This window comes from Kluyvera georgiana ATCC 51603, from assembly GCF_001654985.1.
GTDB classification, from domain to species: domain Bacteria; phylum Pseudomonadota; class Gammaproteobacteria; order Enterobacterales; family Enterobacteriaceae; genus Kluyvera; species Kluyvera georgiana.
Genome location: NZ_LXEU01000138.1, coordinates 1 through 583, shown reverse-complemented (window position 1 = coordinate 583; position 583 = coordinate 1). Strand labels below are relative to the sequence as shown.

Annotated in this window: 2 protein-coding genes; one reads left to right on the top strand and one right to left on the bottom strand. The window is 52.8% G+C overall.

Annotation, left to right across the window (positions count from 1 at the left end):
• Window positions 1-217, bottom strand: a 217-nt coding sequence (locus M989_RS26125) for a hypothetical protein (RefSeq protein ID WP_209438784.1), incomplete at its 3' end; no start/stop codon positions are given.
• A 23-nt stretch (window positions 218-240) separates the two neighbouring features.
• Between M989_RS26125 and M989_RS24025 the strand changes: the two genes are divergently transcribed.
• On the top strand, window positions 241-525 hold the full coding sequence (locus M989_RS24025; RefSeq protein ID WP_064549270.1) for a hypothetical protein: 285 nt from the start codon (window positions 241-243) through the stop codon (window positions 523-525).
• The last annotated feature ends 58 nt before the right edge of the window (window positions 526-583 follow it).

The following is a 583-nucleotide window of genomic DNA, read 5'->3' as shown; positions in this document are numbered from 1 at the left end:
TGAGGGCCGCTTTTTTTATGCCTTCGGTCACAAAGCTGTGTCGAAGCGTAGCAAAGATTGTGATGCTGGTAACATATTGCCGGCGGTGCTCAATTGGCCAACGTCCGCTGTACGCGACGATCCCGTTATATTGCCCTGTATCAGCTGTCCCTTCGAGAAACGTTCTGTTATATCTTGCCGTCACTTGAATAATAATCACTGTGTAAAATAGTAGCATGCTAATAAATAGAGGTGCGAGATATGAAAACGATTCTGACAACGGCAGCGCTGGCTGCGACGCTGATTTCCGGTATGGCTTTTGCGCAGGACGCCATCATCCCCTGGGCGGATAACAGCGGCGGTACCGAGAGCACGCACATCGCGGCGATGGGCCAGGATCTGAATGCACAGCATCAGCAGGTGACAAAAACGCAGGAAGGCGTCTGGGCGGATAACTCCGGCAGCATCAGTGCGGATGAAGCCGCGTTGACCAGCAGTAAACCGCCGGTGAAAGGCCATCCGGAGCTCATGCCTCATCAGGGGTAATCGCGCATTGCGGTTTTAAAATACCCGGCAGCGTTTCCACGCTGCCGGGTATTTTTTA

Bases quoted from the DNA above. Each gene is read 5' to 3' on its own strand.
- M989_RS24025 (WP_064549270.1), top strand. From the start codon at position 241: ATGAAAACGATTCTGACAACGGCAGCGCTGGCTGCGACGCTGATTTCC.